Here is an 18824-nt window from a genome sequence, read left to right as displayed (position 1 = left end):
GCGACAACTCCTCTATATGTCCATCTCCCAACGTTTCGCTTCTTCTTCTTTCATTTGCTGCTCGGTTTCTTCCGGGTAGGCTGTACGGAATTTGTGAGAATCCAATGGAATGACTTCCACCATTTTCGCAATCATATCTGCAGGATCATACTGGTCTTCCAAGGCTTTGTCCGCTTCTTCCATATCTTCTTTTTTCGTGAAATGGATTTTCTCGTCATACCATTTCCATTTTGCTTCTGCGCTGCGATCATTAAACCCTGTAGCGAAAGCACCGGGGTTAATGGTTGCCACTTTCACGCCAAATCCTTCCAGTTCTTTTTGCATCGTCGTTGCAATCGCTTCAATTGCATGTTTTGTAGTAGTGTATGGCCCCACGTAAGGCGTTGCCATAATCCCGGCCATCGAAGACATGAAAATAATTTTCCCTTCACCTTTTGCTACAAATTTCTGCGCCGCAATTTGAGCGGTTTCAAGCGTACTGAATACATTCACTTCAAATAATTCACGGAAATTGCTCATCGGCACTTCACCAAGGGGCCCACCTTCATTTACAGCGGCATTAGCCACAAAGATATCAAAATCATAATCAAGCATTTGAGCAAGGTCCTGCGGATTTTTAATATCCATTTTGAATACTTCAAGTTCAATGCCTGCAGCTTTAGCCTCTTCTCTTAGCGCAGTAACTTGCGGCGCCGTTTCAACAGGCGCTATCACCCGGTGTCCCTTTTCAGCCAGCCCGAAAGCCGCCCCTTTTCCTAATCCACTCCCCGCTCCTGTAATAAATATCGTTTTCGGCATCTAATCGTCCTCCCAGCAGTCTTTTCTTCTACCCTTGTTCTTCCCTTCCGCGTTAGAGATAAACAATCATTTTTGAAAAAACGGCTGGCAGCGAATGACTTTCTACTATAATATAGGCAAACTTTTGAAGGCTAATTATTTCGACTGGCTGAAACTTACATCAGCCCTCTTCCCAATTCCAGTTTCGATCCATAAAAAAACGCCTGCCTTATTGAAGGCAGACGCTCTAACGCACATGAACCATATGGCTCATGAACTCGCCGCTCCATAACTTCCCATGCGACGTTTGACTTGTATATAAGAAGCAGCTTCAGCAATTTCAGTTTTATCCAAGGGCTTATTATCCAGCATCAAGTTATACTCTTCAATGGCGGCAGCATTTTGAAGATCCAAGTCTATGACTCTTTCAGACCGGTCCAGCAAGAGGTCCACAGATACATCGAAGAAATCAGCGAGACGAGAAAGATGACTGACCGTAACCTGCTTTTTGCCGCTTTCATAGGCCCAGACAGTGCTTTTTGCAAAGCCGATCTTCTCCGCCATTTCTTCTGGTGACAGCTTTTTCGCTTCTCTTAAATCCCTGATTTTCTTCCCTAGATCATTCATAATACTTTATCTCCTTTTATATTAAATTCTAACTATTTTAAATATAATGTATATTAAAATTTTTTTCAAGATATTTCTATATATTTCTATAATTTATTTTAGAAATAGTGTACAACTCGTGAACAAAATCTTTATACAAATAATTGAAATTTCAATATTTTTGGAAAATAAAAACAAAAACTTAATTTTAATTTCCCTTTGTTTTCACTAGAATACGAATTATTCAAAATCAAATAATTATTCCAATAAAGTTTATATATTTTAAAAATCATCTTTATCTATCATTATTAACCTATAACATAGGCTTTTTTCCCAATTTGTAGATTTATTTTGATTTTTGGACCTAAAAAAAGTATTATAGTAACATACATTAAAAGGGGGTCGTAAGATGTCTGACAAATATAGTCGCGAAGACATCGTAAACAGTGTTCCTCAAAAAGGATTCTTTGGACATCCAAAAGGGCTGTTTACACTATTTTTCACTGAATTTTGGGAGCGTTTTTCTTACTATGGAATGAGAGCTATTCTTGTTTACTATATGTATTATGAACTTTCTCAAGGCGGGCTCGGACTTGATCGCACTGTAGCTCTTTCCATCATGTCCATTTACGGTTCGCTTGTATATATGTCGGGAATTATCGGCGGATGGCTTGCCGATCGAGTTTTCGGAACATCGAAAGCCGTTTTCTACGGCGGTATTCTCATCATGCTGGGGCACATCGCTTTGGCGATTCCTGGCAGCTTGACGCTATTCTTTGTCTCAATGGTCTTAATCGTACTCGGAACCGGTTTGTTGAAGCCGAACGTTTCTAGTGTCGTAGGTGAAATCTACGCAGAAAACGACGATCGCCGGGATGCCGGCTTCAGTATTTTCTATATGGGGATTAACTTAGGAGCGTTTATCGCACCGTTGATCGTCGGTACTGTCGGAATGGATATCAACTTCCATCTCGGATTCAGTATTGCCGCTGTCGGCATGTTCTTAGGCCTCGTGCTTTTCATGGTGACAAAAAAGAAAAACCTTGGTTTGGCAGGAACGATTGTCCACAACCCGCTCACACCGGCTGAAAAATCAAGAACGATTAAGATTTTCTCTGTTGCAGCTGTCGTCATTGCTGCTGTAGTCGTGTTAGGCCTGCAATATGGGTTCTTAACATTTGATAGCTTCATCGCTGCTGTAGGTATTTTAGGTATCCTGATCCCTACCGCTTACTTTATCGTGATGTACCGCAGCAAGAAAACAAACGAAGTGGAACGCTCACGCCTTGTTGCGTATATTCCGCTGTTCATCGCTGCTGTGATGTTCTGGTCGATCCAGGAACAGGGTTCTACCATTTTAGCAGCTTACGCAGACACACGGACGGACTTGGAATTTGCAGGCATTACAATTTCACCTGCTTGGTTCCAGTCATTGAATCCACTATTTATCATAACGCTAGCACCTGTATTTGCTTGGCTTTGGGTAAAACTCGGCACACGCCAACCGTCAATTCCGCAGAAATTCTCACTCGGGCTCTTATTTGCCGGGTTGTCGTTCCTAGTCATTCTATTGCCGGCTTATTTTGGCGGAACAGATGCTTTAGTAAATCCATTATGGCTGGTACTGAGCTACCTGATCGTCGTTCTTGGTGAACTATGCTTGTCGCCGGTCGGTTTATCCGCTACGACAAAATTAGCGCCATCCGCTTTCTCAGCGCAGACAATGAGTTTATGGTTCTTATCGAATGCTGCAGCCCAAGCAATCAACGCTCAATTAGTGAAATTCTATACTGTTGAAAACGAAATGATGTATTTCGGAATCATCGGCGGTGCTTCGATTGCACTGGGTATCCTGTTGTTCTTGGCTGCTCCGGCAATTCAGCGCTATATGAAAGGCGTTCGCTAAACTGCCAAATTATTACAAAACCCCTGAAGCTTCTGCTTCAGGGGTTTTGTTTTTTATTCTACTATATTAATTTCATCTTATTTCCAATCCTAGCTGCCTGGCAAAAGCGAGAGCCTGTGGTTCCGACACTTTGCACCCCGCCAATTTTTCAATCGTTACTTGAATGTTTTCAAAAGAATTGCTGCTCAAATCCACTCCGTTTAAACTCGTTTCCACAAAGTTAACCTCGTTCAAGTCACAGCCAGTGAATTCTGTCTGTTTTAGCTCCGCTTCATAAAAATCGGCGTATCGCATCATTGAACTTTCAAAGCGCGACGTGTTGCAGAGCGAGAAGCCAAAAACGGCATAATTTAAGACACAGTCTTTAAATAGAGTATGGCGGATGCCGGCTTCAGCAAAGTTTGTGCCGACCAGTTTCGAATTATGAAATTCTGCGCGATGGAATACGGATCGGCTAAAATCAGCATTTGACAAATCACAATTGATGAATTGGACATCGATAAATTCACTGCGTGGCCATTGGACTTCAAGAAAGTTTACATTTTCAAATATCACTTTATCGACATGCATTGCTTCCCCTGCCTCATATGCAATTGTTTCTTGAGAAATTTTACAATCCGCAAGGTAATAGTCATCCAAAGCCTCTTGAAACATTTTTACATCCAGACTTTCGGAAATCAGCGGTTCAGCTCTTTTCGATTTTTTCACAGCATTTCCCCCTTAATAGACAAACGGCCGCTCCATTGGCAGCGGCCGTTTAGTGGCAGTTCATTATTTAGGAACAGTTTGGCGGTTTAAACAGACATCAACGACAGCCGGTTCTACAATCCGGTCATCCGTCACTTCCACTTGATGCAATTTGTTGTTATGCATAAACTTGAAGATCCCGTTGTTGAAATCCGTTCCGATGTCTTTGAAGAAAATGCCTTCATACTGGCATTCTTTTGTTTGGGAGAAGCTGATTTTGTAAGTGTCTGCATCTTTCACCAAATAGCAGCGCACTCCTTTTTCAAATTCTTCATGGTCTTCCCCTTTAATGCTCCGGTCGACGGACACTACGTGAAAGTCTACAAAAGGAATTTCACGCAGCAGCGAATTCATGAACGAACCTTTGGTGATTTCTTCCCACCGGCTTTTAGCGGTCTGTCCAACAATAATCTGGGTGATATTTAAATCATGTGCCACTTCCGCAATCACTTTGGCAGAGGGGCGCTTTTCATTGTCCCGGATTATGAATTCTTCCGCTTCATATTCTTCAGCTAATTCTTTCCAGCGCTCAACATACTCGGATTTTTCCGCGTCAAACTCATCAAATGGAAGCGAATCTACAGTTAAAATATACAGCGGGCAGTCAAGCATGCTTGAGAGTTTATGGCCGCGGTTGATCAAACGTTCACCATTTGGTCCATAGAACACACACACCAATATGCTTTCATCCATCCGTCCTCTAATTTTTTTCATTATCTATGCCCCTCCAGGGATTAATATTCGTAAGCCGCAATTTCAAAACTATGAAATTATACTGCGGATCTTAATAAAAATCAAGGGTTTATGCTTTTCTACTTTCACCTTAATTTTGCTCCGTTTTTTATCGCTTAATCTGTACCTTATCGAAGTTATCATGTGAAAGCAAGCCCTATTTCCTGTATAATTTATTCTATATGGCTTTGTGTCGTTATGGAGTCTTTAGCCTTTCTATTCCTATTGAAAACATTTATTCTTTGCTTTATATATCTATTTCCCGTTTCCCCGTTTTTTATTCTGTTTCAGGAGGTTCACTTTATGCATCTATTGATTTTAGCAATTTTAATTCCATTCTTTGCAGCCGCCCTCATTCCTTTTCTTTATAGGCGGATCGGCAAGTTGAATATCGGATGGTTTGTCCTCATTGTTCCATTGGCACTATTCATCATTCTGGCTATGCGGATTCCAGACATTTCTGCAGGCGATACGATCGCCGCCACGTTGGAATGGATTCCTTCGCTGGGCATCAACTTCTCCATCTATTTGGACGGCCTCAGCCTGATTCTCGCGTTATTGATAACCGGTATGGGAAGCTTGGTCATTCTCTACTCCATCTATTATTTATCTCCATATGACTCATTGCCGCATTTTTATGCTTATTTGCTTCTTTTCATGGGCGCCATGCTGGGAGTCGTCCTTTCAGATAACCTGCTCGTGCTTTATGTATTCTGGGAGCTCACAAGCATATCCTCTTTCCTATTGATCGCTTTTTGGTTCCACCGCAAAAATTCACGCTATGGTGCCCAAAAATCTTTATTGATTACGGTATTTGGCGGTTTTGGGATGTTAGCAGGCTTCATCATGCTTCATACAATGACAGATACGTTCAGTGTGCGGGAAATTGCCGCTTCGATCAGCCAATATACGGATCATGCGCTCTTCTATCCAGCCATGTTCCTCGTCCTGCTCGGAGCCTTCACCAAATCAGCTCAATTCCCTTTCCACATCTGGCTCCCTGATGCCATGGAAGCACCGACACCTGTCAGCGCCTATCTGCATTCAGCGACGATGGTAAAGGCGGGGATTTATCTTGTGGCACGGTTTACGCCGATTTTCGGCGGCACTTCCGCCTGGTTCTGGACCGTTACGCTGGTTGGACTGGTCACTTTGTTTTGGGGATCCTTCTGCGCAGTCCGCCAGACAGATTTAAAAGCGCTGCTCGCATATTCCACCATCAGCCAATTAGGATTGATCATGAGCTTATTCGGAATGGGGTCAGCTGCTCTTTATTTTGGCGACGGCAGCGATGGCGCTCTCTATGGGCTCGCGACTTTTGCAGCCCTTTTCCATCTCGTAAACCATTCAACGTTCAAAGGTGCCCTGTTTATGGTGGTGGGGATTGTCGATCACCAGGTGGGGACCCGGGACATCCGGCGCTTGGGCGGATTGATTTCGTTTCTTCCAATCACTTTCACATTCGCCATGATCGGCAGCTTTTCAATGGCTGGACTTCCTTTCTTCAACGGATTTTTAAGCAAGGAAATGTTCTTTACAGCGTCGCTTAATTCAGCATCGCTTCCTATTTTTTCAGCAGGCACTTGGGGCTGGCTCATTCCCGTGATTGCCTGGACAGCCAGTGTGCTGACTTTCGTCTACTGTATGATTATCGTTTTCCGGACTTTCCTTGGACAGCCGCAGCTGAAAAAACTGGACAAAAAACCAGTGGAGCCACCGATTGGGATGCTGATTTCCCCAGCCATCCTCTCTCTTTTGATCGTGGGCATCTTCTTTGCTCCTAATCTACTGGGAGACCATCTGCTCCGCCCGGCGCTAGGGGGCGTTCTGCCTGGAATGGCTGGAGCAGCACCTCATATTACCGCTTGGCATGGTTTCCAGCCGGAACTCTGGATGACGCTTGGAATTATTGTCATCGGAGGTATTTTATACGCGACTCTCCGCTACTGGAAAAAAGTGTATTCGCTCATTCCGGACACTTGGACGTTCAATAATCTATACAACCGTTTTTTAGCTGGATTGGAAAACAATTCCAACACATTGACTTCCTTTTACATGACCGGGTATCTGCCTCATTATTTTGCCTATATTTTCACCTTCTTTGTTTTAGTGGCAGGAGGCACTTTAGTTTTTACCGGCGCATTGTCCATCGATTTTTCCAACGACGCGCCTGTGAAACCTTATGAATTTTTGTTGGTGTTGGTCATGATGATTGCCGCAGTCGCTATCTTATTTGTAAGATCTCGCCTGACCTCTATTCTATTGAACGGCGTTCTTGGATTTTCGATTGCGATTCTCTTCGTTCTGTTCCGGGCACCGGATTTAGCGTTAACGCAGCTGGTCATTGAAACCGTGACGACAGTCCTTTTCCTGCTCTGCTTCTATTTCTTGCCGGAATTGAAGAAAGACCGGATTCCACGAAACGCCAAAATCCGCAATGCCGCTATTGCGATTGCCGGCGGAACTACCGTCGTTTTAATCGCCCTTTCTGTGCATAGCGGAAAACTGTTTGAATCCATTTCCAGCTATTTCGAAAATTCATATGAACTGGCCGGCGGAAAGAACATCGTCAATGCGATTTTAGGCGATTTCCGCGGCTTTGATACCATGCTTGAATCGCTTGTGCTTTTTATCGCAGGTATCGGTGTGTATACGTTGATTCGCATTAAAAGCGGAAAGGAGCCGAAAAAAAATGAAGATAAATGATGTCATTTTAAAAACGGTCTCCAAAGCTGCCGTCCTGATTATCTTTACTTTTGGCATTTACCTTTTCCTGTCCGGCCATAATGAGCCGGGCGGCGGGTTTATCGGCGGACTTGTCCTTGCTTCTGCCTTTGTGCTCTTGTTCTTGTCGCATGATTCAGAGACAATCAGTGACGCCATCCCACTCGACTTTAAGAAAATTTCAGCTTTAGGCGTCTTGATCGCTTTCGCCAGCAGTACCGTTCCGATGTTTTTCGGACAGCCATTTATGAGCCAGTCTTTCGGCTATTTCGACTTGCCGATCTTTGGCAAAACAGAATTGGCGACGGTGACCGTTTTCGAAGCTGGAGTTGCACTGACGGTTATCGGTGTAGTCGTAAATATTATCTTTAGCATAAGTGAGGATGAGTAGCCGATGGAAACCTTAATCATCTTATTGGTTGGCGTCCTTACAGCTGTCGCCATTTATCTCGTATTATCCAAAAGTTTGATCCGCGTCATTCTGGGCACAGCCATTTTCTCCCATGCGGTCCATTTATTGATTCTTTCCATGGGCGGTTTGAAAAAAGGCACGGTTCCGCTCCTCGGCGAAGAAGCAGAAAGCTATGTCGACGCCTTGCCGCAAGCTTTAATTTTGACGGCCATCGTTATCAGTTTTGCCGTTACAGCTTTCATTCTTGTTCTGGCCTTCCGCGCTTATCAAGAACTCGGCACGGATGACTTGGAAGAAATGAGAGGTGTAAATGATGAATAATATAATTTTGCTTCCTATGCTCTTGCCGATTCTGGTAGGAGTGGTGTTAATATTCTTGCGGGCCTACGGGCGCATTCAGGCATGGTTCAGTATCGGCGTTATGGCGGTCAGTTCTGGAATTGCCTTCTACCTATTAGAACAGGTTCAGGCAAACGGCATTCTCCGGTTGGATTTCGGAGGCTGGGAACCGCCTTTCGGAATTTTGTTCGTCGCAGACTCTTTTTCTCTGCTTCTCGTTTTAACGACAACCATTGTTGCCACAATCATTCTTTTGTATGCCTTGTTTTCAGCAGGAAGATTTCTGCAGACGACTTATTTTTATCCGACCATTCTTTTCTTGATCGCAGGAGTTAATGGATCTTTTTTGACCGGTGATTTGTTTAACTTATTCGTCTGCTTTGAAGTGATGCTTTTATCTTCCTACGTTCTTCTTACGTTGGGCGGCAATAAACGGCAGCTTCGGGAAGCGATCAAATACGTGGTCATTAACATCGTTTCTTCCTGGTTCTTCCTGGTCGCCTTAGCGTACCTTTACGGAGCGGTCGGCACTTTGAATATGGCACACGTTTCTGTAAGAGTAGCTGAAGCGGGACAAGGTCCGCTTCTTACGACAGTCAGCATCATCTTTTTGATTGTCTTCAGCTTAAAAGCCGGATTGCTCCTTTACTTTTGGCTGCCCGGCTCGTACAGCGCACCGCCAGCTGTCACTTCAGCATTGTTTGGGGCGCTGCTGACCAAGGTTGGGATTTATGCACTATTCCGTGTCTTTTCGTTGATTTTCTATCATCAGCCGGAAATAACCCATACGATTATCGGGGCCATGGCGGCCATAACGTTAGTCGGCGGAAGCCTTGGAGCTATTGCTTTCAATGATATCCGCAAAATCGCCGCTTATAATGTGGTCATCGCGGTCGGCTTCATCTTGGTCGGCTTGGCTGTTTCGACGCCGAACGCGATTGAAGGCGCGATCTACTACCTCATTCACGATATGGTGATCAAGGCCTTATTGTTCTTGTTAGTCGGTACGATCATCGCCTTGACAGGTACGGCTATGCTCAATAAAATGAGCGGCTTGATGAAAAACTATCCAATGCTAGGCTGGTCTTTCTTCATTACGATGCTTTCTTTGGCCGGCGTTCCGCCGCTTAGCGGATTTATCGGAAAAGTGCTCGTTTCAGAAGGGGCTGTCGAAAGCGGCGCTTATGGATTATTGACGCTTGCCCTCCTGTCCAGCCTTTTTGTCCTGTACTCCTTGCTGCGCATCTTTAAAAACAGCTTTTGGGGCGAGACCATTGTCAGCAAAGAAGATCAAGTGCCTTTGAAAAAAATGCTTTTAGTTCCTTGCCTCATGCTGGTGCTGCTTACCGTCGGACTCGGGCTTGGCACAGAACTGATTTCCGGCTATGTGACGGACGCAGCAGAAACTCTTCTCAACCCGGACATCTACATTGATGCAGTGATGGGAGGCGGCGAATCATGAGATCTCTAGCTGCGTGCTGCAATGAAAGGAGCGGATGCACATGCCTGCTCAATTTCTGATAAATATTATGATCGCGTTTCTTTGGACGCTCCTGATGGATGAAGATGCTTTTCACATCTCGACTTTTATCGGCGGCTATCTAACAGGGATCGGAATTCTGTTTCTCATGCACCGGTTTTTCGGAACGAAATTCTACATGATCCGCGTTTATGCGACATTCAAACTCCTCTTGATCTTTATCTCGGAGCTGGCCCAGTCCAGCCTCTTGATCATGAAACAGATTCTTAGTCCAAAGCTTAATATACGCCCTGGCATATTTACCTACGAACACAGCATGGAAGGCGATTATGAACTGACGACTTTAGCGCTTTTGCTGACCTTGACACCCGGTTCTGTCGTGATGGAGGTCTCACCGGACGGCAAAACCTTTTACATCCACGCGATGGACGTGGAAGAGTCGCGGGATTCCGTGTTGAAATCAATCAAAGTTTTTGAAAAAGCGATCATGGAGGTGACGCGCGGATGATTCAAATAATCCTAACCATTGCTTTATCCCTTTTCTGTTTGGCAATTTTGCTTGCTCTTTACCGGATCATTATTGGTCCATCGATGCCGGACCGCGTGGTGGCTCTGGATATGATCGGCGTTAACCTCATCTCCGGCGTTGCGGTTTTCTCTGTGGTTCTCCATACACATGCTTTTTTGGAAGTTATTTTGATTGTCGGGATCCTGGCGTTTATCAGTACTCTGGCACTCGCCCGCTTTGTCGAAAGGGGGGATATCGTTGAGCATAAGAGAAATAATTGAATTCGCAGGCGCACTTCTGATTTTAATCGGTTCGGTAATGGCCGTGATCAGCGCTATTGGAATCCTTCGGCTGCCGGATGTTTATACGAGATCCCATGCAGCTACAAAAAGCTCTACTTTAGCCGTGCTCCTTTCATTGACCGGCACGTTCATTTACTTTTGGGCCTCTGAAGACTTTATCAGTGTCCGCCTGTTGCTCGGTATCACCTTTGTCTTTTTAACGGCTCCTGTAGCAGGGCACCTGATTACACGTGCCGCTTATCGCTCGAACGTTAAATTATCCGAAAGTTCCACAGAAGATGCGTTAAAAGACGTGATTGCTCGGCCACAAAATCCGGACAATAAAAGCGGCGATTCCTAAAAGGGACGCCGCTTTTATTATTGCCTGAAGCGGAATGGAAGGTTATGGATTTCCATCTGATATTAGGTTTACATCAAAAATGATAAGGGAATAGCAGAAAAAAAGCGGTGTAGGAGGATTGAGATGGAAAATGTAAAAGATACCTTTAAAGAAGTGGCTGCTGCAATCCTCCCCGTGACCATTGTCATCATCCTTTTGCAATTCACAATCATCCGATTGCCATTAGAGGCTTTACTGCAGTTTTTAATTGGCGCAGCCTTCGTAGGCATCGGCTTTTTCCTTTTTCTTCTCGGTGTAACAGCTGGCCTTTTGCCTGTTGGAGAGATGATCGGCAAACGATTGCCAAAAACAAAAAAGTCATGGCTCATTATTGGGACCGGCTTCATGCTCGGCCTGGCGGTAACGATTGCGGAACCGGATGTCCGAGTACTCGCGAAACAGATTGACCAGGTTTCCGAAGGCAGCATCAGCGCCGGAATCCTGATCCTTTCGGTTGCCTTCGGCTTAGCGATTTTTGTTTCTTTAGCCATGGTCCGCACGATCTTCAGAATTCCCATCCATTATTTACTGATTGGCGGTTATCTCGCTGTCTTTCTGTTATCCACATTTGTTCCCGAAGCATTTGTCTCCATCTCTTTTGATGCGGGAGGCGTGACAACTGGACCGATGGCGGTTCCCTTTATTCTTGCTCTCGGTGTCGGCGTAGCATCCGTTTTGCGCACAAACTCCTCTTCCGCCAGTGAAGGCTTCGGGCTTATTGGCCTCGCCTCCATCGGCCCTGTTCTGGCAATTATGATTTTGGGGGTGCTATTCCAGTGAATCTTCATGTGTTTGATGGATTTTCTGAAACCCTCGAAGAAGTCGGCATTGCGCTTATCCCCTTATTTATCTTCTTTGCCATCTTCCAGATCTTCATGCTTAAACTGCCTAAACAACGGGTATTGCAGATATTACTTGGATTCTTCTTAACTTTTCTTGGATTGGCCTTTTTTCTGCAAGGCGTTCATATCGGATTCTTCCCAATTGGCGAAATGATGGGGAAAGCCCTTGGAGAAAAATCAGCTACCTGGATCCTTATTCCCATCGGTTTTGTCCTGGGTTTTGTCGCTACTTTTGCGGAACCAGCAGTCAGTATCATGAACGATGAAGTTGACCGAGTGACCGGAGGCTACATCTCTCAAAAGATCATGCTTTATACAGTTTCGATTGGCGTCGGATTATCAGTCGCCCTTTCCATGTTCCGCATTCTTTACGGAATTTCTCTTTGGTATTTTCTTATTCCCGGTTATTTACTGGCCTTGGTTCTCATTTTCTTTTCCGAGAAAATTTTCATTGCCATCGCGTTTGACTCTGGAGGAGTTTCGACCGGACCGATGACGGTAACGTTCATCTCGGCAATGGCTGTTGGCGTAGCTTCTGTCACCGAAGGCCGGGATCCCCTGGCCGACGGGTTCGGCCTCATTGCTTTGGTCGCTTTAACACCCATATTGGCAGTCCTCATTTTGGGGCTGATTTTCAAGAGTAAAGGTGGGGCTAAAAAAAATGAACCTGAACCATAGATTAATGATTGCGATTGTAAAACGCGGACATTCGAGAGATGTCATTGCCGCTGCCAAAAAAGCAGGAGCAGACGGAGCCACTATCCTTTACGGCGAAGGCATCGGCCGCAATGAAAAGCCCACTTTTCTAGGACTGCCGGCTACCCATGAAAAAGACGTCATTTTCATCGCGATCGACGGCACACTTGTGGATCCTGTGGCTGAAGCTGTGACACAGGCTGGAAAGCTTGGAAAACCAGGTTACGGTTTAGGATTCACTGTACATTTGATCCAGCTTTTAGGCGTTCCCCATCTCTCCGACCGGCCAAATGACGGCAAAAAAAAGAAAGGTGGCCAATCGATGCGAGCTGTACATGAACAATTCAATTTGATTGTAACGATTGTTAATAGCGGCGACTCCAGTAAAGTGGTAAAAGCAGCTGCACAAGCTGGAGCGGAAGGCGGAACCATCCTTACCGGCCGCGGCACCGGCGTCAATGAACAGCAGAAATTCATGAATTTCACGATAGATCCTGAAAAAGATGTGGTCTTGACGCTGATTCCTGAAAGTTATACGGAGGCGGTTATTGAAAGCATCCAGAATGCCATTGACTTACATGCTCCCGGGAAAGGAATAGCCTTCTTGATCGATGTCGAAAAAGTCTTTGGCGTCAACCATTCTTCCTTTGACAGCCATAACCAGTAAAGGAGTTGTCCCAGGCCTATGGGACAACTCCTTTATTTTTTCTTTTGAAGATGCAGGATGCTGAGAACTATGATCCACAGCGAACGCTTTGCTGGGTGTTTTTCTCGTGCTTGCTGTTTTTGCTGTTTCCGCAAACGTTCATATTCTATTTCAGCCCGCATCTCTTTCAGTTTTTGCTGTCTAAGTGTTTCATCGGTGTAGAACATTCGGAATCTCCTCCTTTTAAAGAGCGAGCTCTCCTACATTTTGCAGGCCGGTGTGTTCCGGTTCAGCAGATGCATCATCCGAACTGGTAATCTGCCCTTCATTGGCTCGCAATTTGTTTTGAAGCACGCTTTTTTGAACCGCTGCTGACACTTGAATTTCCCCAAAGTTGTCGATGGCGGCCACCTGTCTGGCTACCGTTTCCACAGCGACGTCTTTGTCCAAAATCAACAACCCATCCACAATTAAATTCGTTCCCGCTTCAAGTGCCTGGAATTGCGCTTCCGACCATTTCTGCTCTCCTTCTATCCATAGATATCGCTGTTCATAGGATAGGACTTCTGTTTCTAAGCGATCCAGCTTTTCATACATCAAATCTTCCAGCTCTTCGCTGCAGATAATATAGGACTTGGAATAAAGGTGGCCAATTGCTTTGGCAAATGCTTCCCGTTCAATTCCCGGTTCAAAGATTACCGGCTTTTTCGTGTACAGCTTCTTCTCATTAAAACTCCGGATAGAACGGGAGTTGATGCGCAATGCCTTATTCAAAACAGTGTAGCCGGCGGGAATAATTTGAATGACGCCATTAGCGGCAGTTTTCATTTTTCGGTGAAGCGCACTTTCCTGTTCTTCCTGGAGCCGCAGAACCCCGTTCACGTCGATTTGGCCAATTTTTTCATTAAATAGGTCCAAGTCCAGGTCTTTTGCAAAATCAACGACTCCGTTAACCACTAAATACATCGGTTCTTCTGCTGCCTGCAAGAAAGAATTGCTAAGAGTGAAATGGCTGTTTTCAAAGTAAGGGATTTGGCCAGAGTACGGTTTTAATGTTCGGTTGCCTTCAGGAAACAGCCGGCTAATCAAGCCGATTAGATGTTCGGGTGCATATATGTCCCCATTGACGATCAGCATCAGCTGCCGCGTTTCAAGATCTCCCGCTGTAACATCCTTGCCAAAAATTACAGTGCCGTTCACTAATAATTTCTGTTTGCCGCCGAGTGATTGAAGATACACAGAATCGACTGTCAGTACCCCGTTGTAATAGCGGTAGTCTTCCGGCAATTCGAGACTTGCTCCCAGATTCCCGATATTTAATGCGCTGAGCAAATGCGCATTTCCCGCACGATAGATAACCGCTCCCACATTTTCAATCCGTTCGACCTTTTTTATGCTTTCCTCTGTTGCATTCAATAAATTCAGCAGTCCCACATTCCCAATTTTTTGTCCCATCATAAATCAACCTCCAACTGTTTTCTTAATTGCTTGATTGCAAAGTGCAGTTTGTAGCGGATTGTTGCAGCCGGTGCCCCAACTTGTGTACTGATTTCGCTGCTGGTCATTCCCAGCCAGTAGCGCTTAAATACAAGGTCACTGAGTTCCGGCGTCAGCTGGCCAAGCAATTCGGCCATTTCCATAGGATTCAATGAAGCCGGCTTTTCAGGAAAATCAATTTCTTCTTCCCAGGCAGATAACCGCGTTTCTTTTCGCCGATCGTCGATTAAGCGATTTTTCATCACCCGAAAAAACCAGGCGCGCTGTTTGTAAACCGGCAAATGTTCCAACTCTTTTTCTTTCAATGACTTTTCCCAGGCGTCCTGCACCAAATCGTCTGCTTCCTGCTCGTGGCGGGCAATGGAGCGGGCGAACCGGGTAATGTCTTTTATTAAGCTGTCATACATCGCATTCGCTTCCATTCCACTCCCCGCTTTCCGTTGTCTTTCCTTATTCATTAAGATAACGGATGAGGAGGGCAAAGTGTTTGAAAAAAAGCAAAAAAATTTTTGGAATCTGTCTTTAAACATGAAAAGACCGGCAAACCTTCCAAAGGTTTGCCGGTCTTTTTGATCTAACGCTTAATAAGGATCTGCTTCGTGGCCTTTGCTGGCTGCCGCCTGTGCAACTTTGCTCGCTGCAGGCTTGCCGTAGACTTTCGGGCCATTATCATTCATTTCTTTCATTGCTTTAAGTTTCGCTTCCATGTTTTCACGTACGCGGCGTCCGTAGTCTTCGTCCGCCTGCGTGAAGTGATGGATCATTTCTTCCTGGATGCGCGGATCGCATACGGATAATGCATCACCCAGATTATTGATCAATTCTTCGCGTTCCCATTCTTCAAAGCTGCGGTAGGTTTCGCCTGCTTGCCCGTAGTTATTCGTACGGTCGATCGCCGCTTTCATCACGCGGTCATTGTACGCCGGCTCATGGTCCGGTGTCACCTGTTCCGCTTCTTTTACACCGCCAAGCACAGATGGCTCATAGTTGATGTGCGGGTTTGGCACATGCTCCGCTTTGCGGTCCATCATGCCGCCGTATTGGTTTGTTGCCACACGTTTTTTCGGTGCATTGACCGGCAATTGCAGGTAGTTCGCACCAACGCGGTAGCGCTGCGTATCTGAATACGAGAATGTGCGGCCTTGCAGCATTTTGTCATCAGAGAAATCAAGTCCGTCGACAAGTACGCCTGTACCGAATGCAGCTTGTTCAATTTCTGCATGATAGTTTTCAGGGTTGCGGTTCAAGACCATTTTCCCAACCGGAAGGAACGGGAATTGATCTTGCGGCCACAGTTTTGTGTCGTCAAGCGGATCGAAATCCAATTCTGCATGTTCATCGTCGCTCATAATTTGAACGAACAATTCCCATTCCGGATAATCGCCGCGTTCAATCGCGTTAAACAAGTCTTCTGTTGCATGTCCAGTGTTCTCCGCCTGGATTTCGTTGGCTTCCGCCTGCGTTAAATTGCGGATGCCCTGTTTCGGCTCCCAGTGATATTTAACGAGAACGGCTTCGCCTTTATCGTTTACCCATTTGTACGTGTTGACGCCTGAGCCTTGCATGTGGCGGTAAGTTGCCGGAATGCCCCAAGGCGAGAACAGGAATGTAATCATATGCGTCGCTTCCGGAGTGCGTGCTACAAAATCGAACATGCGCTCAGGATTCGGAACGTTTGAAACCGGGTCATTTTTAAATGCGTGAATCATATCCGGGAACTTCATCGCATCACGGATAAAGAAAATCTTTAAGTTGTTTCCGACTAGATCCCAGTTGCCGTCTTCTGTATACATTTTAACCGCAAACCCTCGTGGGTCGCGTGCTGTTTCAGAAGAATGGCGGGATCCTGCCACAGTAGAAAAGCGCACCATTAGAGGCGTTTGCTTTCCTGCACCTGAAAATACTTTAGCGCGTGTATATTTTTCGACCGGCTCATCGCCGACTTTGCCGTAAGTTTCGAAATAGCCGAATGCTCCGGCGCCGCGGGCATGAACAATCCGCTCCGGAATTTCTTCACGGTCGAAATGAGAGATCTTTTCGATGAAATGGTAATTTTCTAAAGTAGCCGGGCCACGATTGCCGACAGTCCGTATATTCTGGTTGTCTCGTATTGGATGGCCTTGACGGTCTGTTAACGTCGACTCATCTTCACCAGTGCCCATCTTGTTTTTAAACTCTTCATGGTTTTCCTTCATTAAAAGAATCCTCCTCCACAATAGTCTATCACCCTATCATCTTCCCCTTATCTGTCCACTTTAAACGTAGAATCCGTCTTTTCGAGAAAGAAGTTTTTTGCGTTGCTTGCAGATAGACAAACTGACAGAAATATGAAAAACTGAAGGAATAACAACGGAGAGAAAGCAGGTCTGGAAATGAGTGTAACATTAAAAGAAAAAGGAAAATTGGATCCATTGAAAGTCTTTTTGAAAGTTTCGGCTGCTTATTTGATTACTCGTTTAACTGCTCGCAAAGAGAAGAAAAAAATTGTATTGGTTGGTGGAAACCTCGGTGAAAAATACGAAGACAACGCATCTGTTTTTCACACTTACCTCACCAAAAACCATTCAGACAAAGTAATCGCCTACTGGATGTACGATTCAAATACTACATATGCCTTAAACGGCAAAATTCCGAATGCGGTTCCGCTTGGCAGCTTTAAAAATTATCTCCTCTTTTTCCGTGCAGACTACACGTTCCACGGGCATTCGCTGATGTATGACATTGCCCCTTCGGTAGACAAGTTTTTATTCCTCAATAAAAAAACCGTGATTACCCATATCAGCCATGGCATCGAAGGATTCAAAAAAATCCTGATCCAAAAAGAAGACGTGCCTTTGCTGAAGCGGACGGATTATTTCAATTGTGCGTCTGAATATGAAAAAGAGCTGAAGTTGACGGAATGGAAGATGCCTGAGAACAAGCTGATTGTCACTGGCTTTCCGCGTTTTGATCGCTACCCGACCAATAGGCCGGCCAAACAAGTGAAGAGCATCTTGATGATGATGACTTGGCGGGAATGGCTTTACGGCCTGAGTGAAGAAGAATTTTTGAACAGCGCTTATTTTAAAAACACGGTCGGCATCATCCAGCATAAGGGCATCCGCGAATTGCTGAACCGAAACGGCGTTGTCATGCAAATCGCCCTCCACCCTTTTATGAAAAAATTCGAGAATTACTTTACCAGCTTAGACGATTCCGAAAGCAGCATCGAATTTCTTGATTCACAGCGCGTCTCAATTGAACGCAGCATTCAAGAAACGGATATGCTGCTGACAGATATCACAAGTGTTTCCTGGGATTTCCTGTATCAGAACAAACCCATCATCTTCAATTTGTTCGACCAGAAAGAATATGAAACAAAACGCGGCTCTTATTTAGATCTGGATAAAGACTTATACGGCTATAAAGCGGCGACAGTGGATGAAGTCTATGAGAGCCTTTCAACAATCATCGAAGGCGGCATAAATACCAATGACTGGTATCCGCTCGCACCAAAATATATCGACTTTTTCGATCAGCACAATTGCGAACGTTTGGCGCAGCGCGTTCTGGGAGTCGCGTAAACTAAAAGTTCAAATGAAAAAGCACAAGCAGAAGTGATCAGCTTCCGGTTGTGCTTTTTTGGTTATTCTACTTTTTTAGCTTGGACAATCAATCTGAATTCATTCGAATTTTCAGGATAACAGGTAATTAGCGACACCATCGACATCCCTTTTTTCGGTTTCAGAACCTCCACTTGCTCCGGCTTTACAATTTGAATATCGAACACTTCAAAAGCCATTTCCTCATTGATGGTTTCAAGAGTGAAACGGTCTCCTGATTCGAGTTCATCCAAACGATTGAAAAACTTTCCGAACACATGGGCCTGATGGCCAGCTATGGCGTAGCTCCCATCCATTTTCCCAGGTTCATCCAATCCTTCGATGGAACCCAGTGCTTTATCCAGATTTGCAGGCGATGCACCTGCCAAAACTGGCGATTTTAACTCTATGGCAGGAATCGCCAAAACAGCTTCCACCCCGTCGGGCAGCTCAGCGGCTTCAGCGGTGATGCCAAAAGCTTCATTTTGCAAAGGCAGTTCGTTGCTTGCTTCTGTTTTCACCGTTTCGAATGCTTCAATTAATCCCAGCTGTTCCTCTTTTGAGTGTTTCATCCCCAAAACGAGGGCAATCAATAAAACTAATCCTGCAACAATCATGAAATTGCTTATCCATTTTTTCATAGCTATTTT

At 45.1% G+C, this 18824-nt stretch carries 21 protein-coding genes; 12 read left to right on the top strand and 9 right to left on the bottom strand.

Features of this window, described 5'->3' with window-relative positions; translation table 11 throughout:
- Nucleotides 1–12: 12 nt before the first annotated feature.
- Both MTR82_RS04685 and MTR82_RS04680 read right to left on the bottom strand, forming a co-directional pair.
- Complete coding sequence (locus MTR82_RS04685) at nucleotides 13–798, bottom strand: SDR family oxidoreductase (RefSeq protein WP_246808009.1); 786 nt, start codon at nucleotides 796–798, stop codon at nucleotides 13–15.
- Between the two features lie 249 nt (nucleotides 799–1047).
- On the bottom strand, nucleotides 1048–1404 hold the full coding sequence (locus MTR82_RS04680) for a helix-turn-helix domain-containing protein (RefSeq protein ID WP_052650270.1): 357 nt from the start codon (nucleotides 1402–1404) through the stop codon (nucleotides 1048–1050).
- A gap of 388 nt (nucleotides 1405–1792) precedes the next feature.
- Here MTR82_RS04680 and MTR82_RS04675 point away from each other — a divergent pair, with 388 nt between their 5' ends.
- Nucleotides 1793–3289 carry a peptide MFS transporter gene (locus MTR82_RS04675; protein WP_246808008.1) on the top strand — a complete coding sequence of 499 codons (1497 nt, stop codon included), beginning with the start codon at nucleotides 1793–1795 and terminating at the stop codon, nucleotides 3287–3289.
- Between the two features lie 72 nt (nucleotides 3290–3361).
- Here the strand turns inward: MTR82_RS04675 and MTR82_RS04670 are convergent, their stop codons facing one another.
- Nucleotides 3362–3997 carry a pentapeptide repeat-containing protein gene (locus MTR82_RS04670; RefSeq protein ID WP_246808007.1) on the bottom strand — a complete coding sequence of 212 codons (636 nt, stop codon included), beginning with the start codon at nucleotides 3995–3997 and terminating at the stop codon, nucleotides 3362–3364.
- A gap of 63 nt (nucleotides 3998–4060) precedes the next feature.
- Nucleotides 4061–4750, bottom strand: coding sequence for a universal stress protein (locus MTR82_RS04665; RefSeq protein WP_052650264.1), 690 nt, complete (start codon nucleotides 4748–4750; stop codon nucleotides 4061–4063).
- 321 nt (nucleotides 4751–5071) lie between these two features.
- Here MTR82_RS04665 and MTR82_RS04660 point away from each other — a divergent pair, with 321 nt between their 5' ends.
- The 10 genes from MTR82_RS04660 to MTR82_RS04615 all read left to right on the top strand — a co-directional run bounded on the left by MTR82_RS04660 (nucleotide 5072) and on the right by MTR82_RS04615 (nucleotide 13117).
- Nucleotides 5072–7474 (top strand): Na+/H+ antiporter subunit A, encoded by a 2403-nt coding sequence (locus MTR82_RS04660; protein WP_246808005.1) that lies wholly within the window; start codon nucleotides 5072–5074, stop codon nucleotides 7472–7474.
- Nucleotides 7461–7883, top strand: coding sequence for a Na(+)/H(+) antiporter subunit B (locus MTR82_RS04655; protein WP_052650260.1), 423 nt, complete (start codon nucleotides 7461–7463; stop codon nucleotides 7881–7883). The genes MTR82_RS04660 and MTR82_RS04655 overlap by 14 nt, the downstream gene beginning before the upstream one ends.
- Before the next feature lie 3 nt (nucleotides 7884–7886).
- Nucleotides 7887–8225 carry a Na(+)/H(+) antiporter subunit C gene (locus tag MTR82_RS04650; protein ID WP_052650259.1) on the top strand — a complete coding sequence of 113 codons (339 nt, stop codon included), beginning with the start codon at nucleotides 7887–7889 and terminating at the stop codon, nucleotides 8223–8225.
- Nucleotides 8218–9705 (top strand): Na+/H+ antiporter subunit D, encoded by a 1488-nt coding sequence (locus MTR82_RS04645; protein ID WP_246808004.1) that lies wholly within the window; start codon nucleotides 8218–8220, stop codon nucleotides 9703–9705. Before MTR82_RS04650 ends, MTR82_RS04645 begins: the two co-directional genes overlap by 8 nt.
- A gap of 40 nt (nucleotides 9706–9745) precedes the next feature.
- Nucleotides 9746–10231 (top strand): Na+/H+ antiporter subunit E, encoded by a 486-nt coding sequence (locus MTR82_RS04640; RefSeq protein ID WP_052650255.1) that lies wholly within the window; start codon nucleotides 9746–9748, stop codon nucleotides 10229–10231.
- Nucleotides 10228–10512 carry a Na(+)/H(+) antiporter subunit F1 gene (locus MTR82_RS04635; RefSeq protein WP_052650254.1) on the top strand — a complete coding sequence of 95 codons (285 nt, stop codon included), beginning with the start codon at nucleotides 10228–10230 and terminating at the stop codon, nucleotides 10510–10512. Before MTR82_RS04640 ends, MTR82_RS04635 begins: the two co-directional genes overlap by 4 nt.
- Complete coding sequence (locus tag MTR82_RS04630) at nucleotides 10490–10873, top strand: Na+/H+ antiporter subunit G (protein WP_052650252.1); 384 nt, start codon at nucleotides 10490–10492, stop codon at nucleotides 10871–10873. Before MTR82_RS04635 ends, MTR82_RS04630 begins: the two co-directional genes overlap by 23 nt.
- 123 nt (nucleotides 10874–10996) lie before the next feature.
- Nucleotides 10997–11692 (top strand): DUF1538 domain-containing protein, encoded by a 696-nt coding sequence (locus tag MTR82_RS04625; protein ID WP_246808003.1) that lies wholly within the window; start codon nucleotides 10997–10999, stop codon nucleotides 11690–11692.
- Nucleotides 11689–12432: a DUF1538 domain-containing protein gene (locus tag MTR82_RS04620; RefSeq protein ID WP_246808001.1), complete on the top strand. Its 744-nt coding sequence runs from the start codon at nucleotides 11689–11691 to the stop codon at nucleotides 12430–12432. Before MTR82_RS04625 ends, MTR82_RS04620 begins: the two co-directional genes overlap by 4 nt.
- A complete protein-coding gene (locus tag MTR82_RS04615; protein ID WP_246808000.1) occupies nucleotides 12416–13117 on the top strand; it encodes a P-II family nitrogen regulator in 702 nt (233 codons plus the stop codon). The genes MTR82_RS04620 and MTR82_RS04615 overlap by 17 nt, the downstream gene beginning before the upstream one ends.
- A 32-nt stretch (nucleotides 13118–13149) precedes the next feature.
- Here the strand turns inward: MTR82_RS04615 and MTR82_RS04610 are convergent, their stop codons facing one another.
- From MTR82_RS04610 to MTR82_RS04595, 4 genes are all read right to left on the bottom strand, one after another.
- Entirely contained in the window at nucleotides 13150–13323 is a 174-nt protein-coding gene (locus MTR82_RS04610) for a hypothetical protein (protein ID WP_199876577.1), read from the bottom strand.
- 16 nt (nucleotides 13324–13339) lie between these two features.
- Nucleotides 13340–14554: a hypothetical protein gene (locus MTR82_RS04605; protein WP_246807999.1), complete on the bottom strand. Its 1215-nt coding sequence runs from the start codon at nucleotides 14552–14554 to the stop codon at nucleotides 13340–13342.
- Entirely contained in the window at nucleotides 14551–15015 is a 465-nt protein-coding gene (locus MTR82_RS04600; protein WP_246807998.1) for an RNA polymerase sigma factor, read from the bottom strand. Before MTR82_RS04600 ends, MTR82_RS04605 begins: the two co-directional genes overlap by 4 nt.
- Before the next feature lie 159 nt (nucleotides 15016–15174).
- Nucleotides 15175–16788 carry a catalase gene (locus tag MTR82_RS04595; RefSeq protein WP_279576968.1) on the bottom strand — a complete coding sequence of 538 codons (1614 nt, stop codon included), beginning with the start codon at nucleotides 16786–16788 and terminating at the stop codon, nucleotides 15175–15177.
- A gap of 177 nt (nucleotides 16789–16965) precedes the next feature.
- On the opposite strand from MTR82_RS04595, the gene MTR82_RS04590 reads away from it, so the two are divergent.
- Nucleotides 16966–18156, top strand: coding sequence for a CDP-glycerol glycerophosphotransferase family protein (locus MTR82_RS04590; RefSeq protein ID WP_246807997.1), 1191 nt, complete (start codon nucleotides 16966–16968; stop codon nucleotides 18154–18156).
- Nucleotides 18157–18218: 62 nt separating this feature from the next.
- Here MTR82_RS04590 and MTR82_RS04585 read toward each other — a convergent pair whose 3' ends face one another.
- A complete protein-coding gene (locus tag MTR82_RS04585; RefSeq protein WP_246807996.1) occupies nucleotides 18219–18815 on the bottom strand; it encodes a class D sortase in 597 nt (198 codons plus the stop codon).
- Nucleotides 18816–18824 lie beyond the last annotated feature (9 nt).

This window comes from Planococcus ruber, assembly GCF_022819085.1.
Lineage (GTDB): Bacteria > Bacillota > Bacilli > Bacillales_A > Planococcaceae > Planococcus > Planococcus ruber.
This window is presented reverse-complemented; position numbering and strand designations above follow the sequence as displayed.